The organism is Mesorhizobium sp. M7A.F.Ca.CA.001.08.2.1 (assembly GCF_003998455.1).
GTDB lineage: Bacteria > Pseudomonadota > Alphaproteobacteria > Rhizobiales > Rhizobiaceae > Mesorhizobium > Mesorhizobium ciceri.
On record NZ_RZPW01000281.1, the window covers coordinates 1 to 7,358 of the forward strand.

Sequence of the window (7,358 nt, forward strand, 5' to 3'; positions counted from 1 at the left end):
CTTTTGACCAACGCGCCGCTTGGAACCGGAGCCTGCAGTGAACTTGCCCAGGGCGGTCTTGCGGCAAGTCTCGGGGGCGACGACGGCCCAGATTTTCACCTTTGCGACACGATAGCTGCCGGCGACGGACTCTGCGATGAGGCCACGGTGCGGCGAGTGGTACGAGCTGCACCCGAAGCGATTAGGACGATCCAAAGGTTCGGCGTCGACTTCGACCAGCACCCTGACCGCGCGTTGCGACTTGGGCTCGAGGCGGCACACTCGCGACGGCGGATTGTGCATGCAGCCGGCGACGCCACCGGTCGCGAGTTGGTGCGCGCGCTCGTCGCCGCGGTTCGGCGTACAGCCTCGATCACCATTATCGAAAATGTGGAGGTCCGCCGGCTGGTCGTGCAGGACGGGTCGGTCATCGCCGTGGTCGCAGCAGGACGAGCCGGCGCGCTCGCTCTGCCCACGCGTCGAGCGGTGCTGGCGACCGGCGGCGTCGGCGGGCTGTTTTGCGACACGACAAACCCCGCTGGCTCATGGGGTCACGGGCTGGCGCTCGCCGCATGGGCGGGGGCGGAACTCGCCGACTTGGAATTCATACAGTTCCATCCAACTGCGCTCGACGGTCCGCGCCGGCCGATGCCGCTGGTGAGCGAAGCCGTGCGTGGCGAAGGCGCGGTGCTCATCGATGAGCGAGGAGAGCGCTTCCTCGCCGACACACCTGGCGGTGAACTTGCGCCTCGCGACGTCGTAGCGCGCGCCATTTGGCACCAGCTTGCCGTTGGACGCCGCGTATTCCTGGACGCACGGCAAAGTCTCGGCCCGAGATTTGGCAAGCGTTTTCCAGGCATCGCCGAATTGTGCCGGAGCGCAGGAATCGACCCCGCGACCGACCTGATCCCGGTGCGCCCGGCGGCACATTATCACATGGGCGGCGTCGCCGTAGACAGCGCCGGCCGCAGCTCCATCGAGGGATTGTGGGCCTGCGGTGAGGTGGCCTGTACCGGCCTGCACGGCGCCAACCGCCTGGCCAGCAACTCGCTCACCGAAGCGGCGGTCACCGCGAGCTGGGTTGCCGAAAGCGTTGCCGGCACGTCGTATACCCGGCGACCGCGCAGATGCTCCACATTCGTCCCTCCACGACCAGACGCTTCCGTGGTCCGCCCGATTGTCTCCGCCGCCCTGGGTATCATCCGCGACGGCGAGGCAATGCGCGAAGCGGTGGCGACCCTGCTGCCGATCGCAGCCAATAGTGTCGCTGCCTCTGGTCCGGCTTTGGTCTCACTGATGATCGCCGCGGCGGCCCTGAGGCGGGAAGAGAGTCGAGGCGCGCACTGTCGGTCCGATTTCCCGCTCCACGATGCCAACGTGCGCCCATCACGGCTGACACTGCACAGCGCAATGCGGGCCGCGGCCGCACTCGATTGCCGGGCTACCATACGGAGCACTTGATATGACTTCATTCTCCCCCCTCCCCGCGACCCTGATCGAACCGATTGTGCGCGTTGCGCTCCTCGAAGACCTGGGCAGATCCGGCGACCTGACCACCGATGCGGTTATCCCGTATGATTGCACTGCCACGTTGGTGCTCAAAGCGAGGCAGGCGGGCGTCGTTGCCGGGCTCGATCTGGTCTCGTATGCCTTCCTTCTCGTGGAACCGGCGATCAACATCCAGATCTGGCGCCCTGATGGCAGCGAGGTTGGGGCCGGGGAAACCATTGCAAGATTGTCCGGACCCGCACGAGGCCTGCTCACGGCCGAACGCACGGCCCTCAATTTCTTATGCCGGCTGAGCGGCATTGCCACTGCCACAGCGGCCATGGTTGAGGCCGTGCGCGGTCACAAGGCGAGGATTGTATCGACGCGAAAGACGACGCCCGGGCTGCGGGCATTGGAGAAATACGCCGTGCGCGTCGGCGGCGGTGCCAATCACCGGTTCGGCCTCGATGACGGCGTGCTCATAAAGGACAACCACATCGCGATCGCCGGCGATATCCGCACAGCAATAGAGCGGGCGCGCGCCGCAGCAGGGCATATGGTGAAGGTCGAGGTCGAGGTCGACACGCTGAAGCAGCTCGATGCAGCGCTCGCGATTGGTGTTGACGCGGTGCTGCTCGACAATATGTCGGTCGAGGATCTTGCCCGCGCGGTTTCTATAGTGGATGGCCGTACGATCACCGAGGCGTCCGGTCGGGTGATGCCGAAAACGGCGGCGGCGATTGCGGCGACCGGTGTCGATCTCATCTCCATGGGTTGGCTGACGCACAGCGCCCCGATCCTCGACATCGGCCTGGACATGCCGGACCACCAGAACATCTGCAAGCACTTGAACTGAGGATTACGGCGTGAGGAGCAACATCAGCTCGGCAGGCGTAGGAGGTGCTGGAAAGACGTGCCGCAGCTCGCCTTTAGCGAGTGCGCCCCAAAGCCAAGAAGGCGTACCGGACTAGCAAACAAAGGTTTGACGATGACGATTGGAATGAACTCGGAGTTCGACGTGAACCAGACCATGCAATTGGTCGATGGAACGCCTCCGCGATGGAACCGCAAAGAGGCCGAGGCCATCTACGGCATGCCATTCAACGATCTGCTGTTCCTAGCTCAGACGATCCACCGCCAGAACTTCGATCGAAACCGAGTGCAGCTGTCGCGGCTCCTTAGCATCAAGACCGGCGGGTGCCCCGAAGATTGCGGCTATTGCAGCCAGTCTGCGCATTACGAAACCGGTGTGAAGGCGTCGAAGCTGGTGGACGTCAAGCATGTCATCGACGAAGCGGCCATGGCGCGTGATGGCGGCGCAACGCGCTATTGCATGGGCGCGGCGTGGCGAAGTCCCAAGGAGCGCGACATGGACGTTGTGGTCGCCATGATTGAGGGCGTCAAGGCCCTCGGCATGGAGACCTGCATGACGCTCGGCATGCTTGATCTTGAGCAAGCTGCTCGCCTGAAGCAGGCCGGTCTCGACTACTATAACCACAACATCGATACCTCTGAGCGCTACTATGGCGAGGTTATTTCAACCAGGACTTTTGCCGACCGGCTGGAAACGCTTGGGCACGTGCGCGCGGTTGGGATGAAAGTCTGCTGCGGCGGCATTGTCGGGATGGGAGAAGAAAAGACCGATCGCATCGACATGCTGGTCACGCTCGCGAACCTGCCCGAGCCGCCGGAAAGCGTGCCGATCAACATGCTTATTCCCATCGAAGGCACGCCGCTTGCCGCGGCCGACGCCATCGATCCGATCGATTTCGTCCGCATCGTTGCGCTCGCGCGGGTGATGATGCCGAAATCCTATGTAAGGCTGTCCGCCGGCAGGACGGCGATGAGCGACGAAACGCAGGCGCTGTGCTTCTTTGCCGGCGCCAATTCGATCTTTGTCGGCGACACGCTGCTGACGGCGGGAAATCCCGGCGAGGACAAGGATACCCTTCTGTTCCGGCGCCTCGGCATTGAGCCTATGGAACTCGCCACGCAATGAAGGAGGCAATTCTTGCCCGCTATGACGCAACCTTGCGGGGACTGGGGCGCAAGGACCGGTTACGGACGCTCGCACCGCGCGCCGGGCTCGACTTCTCGTCGAACGACTATATCGGACTTGCCGCCTCCAAAAGACTCGGCGATGCGGTTTCGACGGCGATTGCGCGGGGCACGCCAGTGGGCGCCACCGGATCGCGGCTGTTGCGCGGCAATGCACCGGAACATGAGCAACTGGAGGCGGACGCAGCGGCATTTTTCGGAGCCGAGCGTGCACTGTTCTTCGGCAGCGGCTATATCGCCAACTTCGCTCTGCTGACGGCCCTGCCGCAGAAAGGCGACCTGCTGGTCCTCGACGAGCTCGCTCATGCCAGCATGCATGAGGGTGCCCAGGCCGGGCGCGCTGAGTTCAAGCTGGCCGCGCACAACGACGTCGACGCTGTCGAGGACGCAATCACCCGCTGGCGCGCCGAAGGCGGCATGGGGCGGGTGTGGATCGCCTTCGAAAGCCTTTACAGCATGGATGGCGACCGTGCGCCGATGGAGAGCCTGGTCGCGCTGGCTGATCGGTACCAGGCATTCATCGTCGTCGATGAAGCGCATGCCACCGGCGTCTGGGGACCGGACGGCCGGGGACTGGCCGCCGCGTATGAAGGCCGCGACAACATCGTCACGCTCCACACATGCGGCAAGGCGCTTGGCGCATCCGGCGCGCTCGTTACCGGACCGCGAACACTGTGCGACTATCTTATCAACCGGTGCCGGCCATTCATCTATGCGACCGCACCATCGCCGCTGATGGCAGTCGCGGCACGTGAGGCGCTGACTATTCTGTCTGACGAGCCTATGCGTCGTGCTCAGTTGCACGAGCGTGTCGCTTTCGCGAGCCGGCAATTGGCCGAACGCTGCGGCGTGATGCCCAGCGGCTCGCAGATCCAGCCGCTTGTGATCGGCGATAACAGCCGCACCATGGCGGTGGCGGCAGGACTGCAGGCACGCGGCTTCGACATACGCGGCATTCGCCCGCCGACAGTGCCTGAGGGTACGTCGCGCCTGCGCATTTCGCTGACTCTCAACGTCGACGAAGCCGACATTTCCGCCATGGTCGAGGCTCTCGTCGGAGTGTTGGCCACAGCATGACCAAACGCATCGTCGTCACCGGAACAGACACTGGAATTGGCAAGACAGTGTTTTCGGCCGGACTTGCCGGGCTGCTCGACGGCTTCTACTGGAAGCCGGTGCAATCGGGCCTCAACGAGGAGACCGACAGCGAGGTCGTCGCCCGGCTTTCCGGCTTGCCCGACGGACGCGTGCTGCCCGAAGTCTATCGACTGACGATGCCGCTGTCGCCGCATCGATCAGCCGAAATCGACGGCGTCGCGATCGAGGCCGACGATCTTTCATTTCCGGTCCTGCCGACACCGCTCGTCATCGAAGGCGCCGGCGGGCTGATGGTGCCGCTCAATCGACAGACAAGGTTCATTGACATATTCGAACAATGGCGGCTGCCGGTCATACTGTGCGCCCGCACCGCGCTTGGCACCATCAATCATACGCTGTTGTCGATCGAGGCCCTGAGAGCCCGCTCCATCCCGCTCATCGGCATTGCCTTCATTGGCGAAGAGGTGGCCGATACACAAAGGACAATCGTGGAATTCGGCTGCGTGCCGCAGCTGGGCAGGCTGCCGCACCTCGGTCCGCTGACGGGTGAAACGTTGAGAGATGCAATGATTTCCGGCTTCGACCTGGCCATGATTGCCGGAGGCGACTGATGGCGGAGTCTCGAGTCTGGCATCCGTTCACGCAGCACGCGCTAGAGCCCTCGGTCCCTGAAATCGTGCTGACTGAAGGCGCCTATCTCCACAAGGCCGACGGCTTCCGCATCCTCGATGCGATTTCTTCCTGGTGGGTCGTCACCCATGGCCATCGCCACCCCCGCATCATGAAGGCCATCGAGACGACCGCGTCGAGCCTCGACCAGATCATCTTCGCGGGCTTCACCCACGAGCCGGCCGAACGGCTGGCCGAGGCGCTTGTCGGCATCGCACCCGCCGGCCTCGACCGGGTGTTCTATTCCGACAGTGGCTCGACCTCAGTCGAAGTCGCGCTGAAGATGGCGCTCGGCTATTTCCGCAACATCGGCGCGCCGCGTTCGCGCATCGCCGTCATGGAGCACAGCTATCATGGCGACACGATCGGGGCGATGAGCGTCGGCGCCCGCGGCGTCTTCAACGCCGCCTATGATCCTTTGCTGTTCGAGGTCGACGCCATCCCCTTCCCGGCCGCCGGGCGCGAGCAGGAAACGCTGGATCGGTTCGAGGCCGTTAGCCGCGACCGGCGCGCAGCCGCGCTGATCGTCGAGCCGCTGGTGCTTGGCGCCGGCGGCATGCTGATGTATCCGGCCTGGGTTCTTGCCGAATTGAAGAGGATCGCCGAAGCCTCCGGCACGCTGCTGATCGCCGATGAAGTGATGACCGGCTGGGGGCGCACCGGAACCATGTTTGCCTGCGAACAGGCGTCCGTCTCGCCGGACATCTTGTGCACGTCGAAAGGTCTGACCGGTGGTACCATCCCGCTGGCCGCCACGATCGCCACCGATGCCATCTTCCACGCTCACTTTTCGGAGGATCGCAAGAAGACGTTTTTCCATTCGAGCTCCTACACCGCCAATCCGATCGCCTGCGCGGCAGCACTTGCCAATGTCGAGATCTGGCGTGACGAGCCGGTGGCCGAGCGGATCGCGGTCTTGAGCGCGAGGCAGGCCGCCGGGCTGCAACGCTTCCGGGGCAATCCATATTTCACCGACTGCCGGACAACCGGCACCATCGCGGCACTCGACCTACGCACCGGCTCAGCCGGTTATCTGGCCGAGATCGGGCCAAAACTGCGCGCTTTTTTCCTTGAGCGCGGCCTGTTGGTGCGCCCGCTCGGCAATGTCCTCTATCTTCTGCCGCCCTATTGCATCACCAGCGACGAATTGGGCGGGCTCTATGACGCGATAGAGGAGGCCGGCGAACGCTTCGGCTCGCGGCCATGAACCTATCGTCGCGCGTTCTCGGCTTCGGCCATCATGCGCCGGCGCGCAAGGTCGAGAACCCGGAAATCGAAGACCGGCTCGGGCTTGAGCCCGGCTGGATCGAGCGGCGCACCGGAATTCGCTCGCGCTTCTGGGCAACAGACGAAGACACGCTGTCGGGCCTTGCCGCCTCTGCCGGCGACATGGCGCTGACCAATGCCGGTATCGACCGCGGCGACGTCGGTCTACTCTTGCTCGCCACGTCGACGCCCGATCACCTTCTGCCGCCAAGCGCGCCGCTGGTCGCACATCGGCTGGGGCTAGGCCGCGCCGGAGCGATCGACCTGACCGGCGCCTGCGCCGGCTTCATCTATGCGCTGATGTTCGCCGACGGGTTCACCCGCCTGCACGGCAAAGCGAGCCTTGTCATCGCCGCCAACATCCTCAGCCACCGCATCAATTTGGCCGAGCGCGCCAGCGCCGTGCTGTTTGCCGATGCCGCCGGCGCCATGGTGATCAGTCCTTGCGATGACCCGGATCGAGGCATTCTCGGCGCTTCGGTGGATTCCGACGGCTCGCGCTACGGGCTAATCCAGATTCCCGCCGGGGGAAGCAACACTCCGTTCCATGCCGACCTCGACCTCGCGCAGACACGGATGACGATCACTGACGGCCGTGAAGTATTCAGCAAGGCCGTGGAGATGATGACCGCCTGCTCGAGAGATGCGCTCACTGCTGCCCGACTGAGGCCGCAAGACCTCAATCGTTTCGTGCCGCATCAGGCCAATGCGCGCATTTTCGACGCGGTCGGCAGGAACCTCGGCATCGCTGATCACTCGATCGTCAAGACGATCGCCGAATATGGCAACTCTTCCGCCGG

At 64.0% G+C, this 7,358-nt stretch carries 7 protein-coding genes; all 7 read left to right on the plus strand.

Going from position 1 to position 7,358, the window contains the following annotated elements; genetic code table 11:
- Window positions 1-1,440: L-aspartate oxidase (locus tag EN914_RS17755; RefSeq protein ID WP_127389181.1), on the plus strand; the 1,440-nt coding region annotated here is incomplete at its 5' end.
- Window position 1,441: 1 nt separating this feature from the next.
- Window positions 1,442-2,323: a carboxylating nicotinate-nucleotide diphosphorylase gene (gene nadC / locus EN914_RS17760; protein ID WP_024505570.1), complete on the plus strand. Its 882-nt coding sequence runs from the start codon at window positions 1,442-1,444 to the stop codon at window positions 2,321-2,323.
- Between the two features lie 174 nt (window positions 2,324-2,497).
- Window positions 2,498-3,466, plus strand: a complete 969-nt coding sequence (gene bioB, locus EN914_RS17765; RefSeq protein ID WP_245265416.1) for a biotin synthase BioB — start codon at window positions 2,498-2,500, stop codon at window positions 3,464-3,466.
- Complete coding sequence (locus EN914_RS17770; protein WP_024505572.1) at window positions 3,463-4,602, plus strand: 8-amino-7-oxononanoate synthase; 1,140 nt, start codon at window positions 3,463-3,465, stop codon at window positions 4,600-4,602. The genes bioB and EN914_RS17770 overlap by 4 nt, the downstream gene beginning before the upstream one ends.
- Entirely contained in the window at window positions 4,599-5,234 is a 636-nt protein-coding gene (gene bioD, locus EN914_RS17775; RefSeq protein ID WP_024505573.1) for a dethiobiotin synthase, read from the plus strand. Before EN914_RS17770 ends, bioD begins: the two co-directional genes overlap by 4 nt.
- On the plus strand, window positions 5,234-6,499 hold the full coding sequence (locus tag EN914_RS17780) for an adenosylmethionine--8-amino-7-oxononanoate transaminase (protein ID WP_024505574.1): 1,266 nt from the start codon (window positions 5,234-5,236) through the stop codon (window positions 6,497-6,499). Before bioD ends, EN914_RS17780 begins: the two co-directional genes overlap by 1 nt.
- A partial coding sequence (locus tag EN914_RS17785) for a beta-ketoacyl-ACP synthase III (protein ID WP_127389182.1) occupies window positions 6,496-7,358 on the plus strand: 863 nt, incomplete at its 3' end. The genes EN914_RS17780 and EN914_RS17785, both read left to right, overlap by 4 nt.

What these genes read in the sequence shown, in the direction of transcription:
- bioB (WP_245265416.1), top strand. Translation starts at nt 2,498, where the DNA reads ATGCAATTGGTCGATGGAACGCCTCCGCGATGGAACCGCAAAGAGGCC.
- bioD (WP_024505573.1), top strand. Translation starts at nt 4,599, where the DNA reads ATGACCAAACGCATCGTCGTCACCGGAACAGACACTGGAATTGGCAAG.
- nadC (WP_024505570.1), top strand. Translation starts at nt 1,442, where the DNA reads ATGACTTCATTCTCCCCCCTCCCCGCGACCCTGATCGAACCGATTGTG.
- EN914_RS17770 (WP_024505572.1), top strand. Translation starts at nt 3,463, where the DNA reads ATGAAGGAGGCAATTCTTGCCCGCTATGACGCAACCTTGCGGGGACTG.
- EN914_RS17780 (WP_024505574.1), top strand. Translation starts at nt 5,234, where the DNA reads ATGGCGGAGTCTCGAGTCTGGCATCCGTTCACGCAGCACGCGCTAGAG.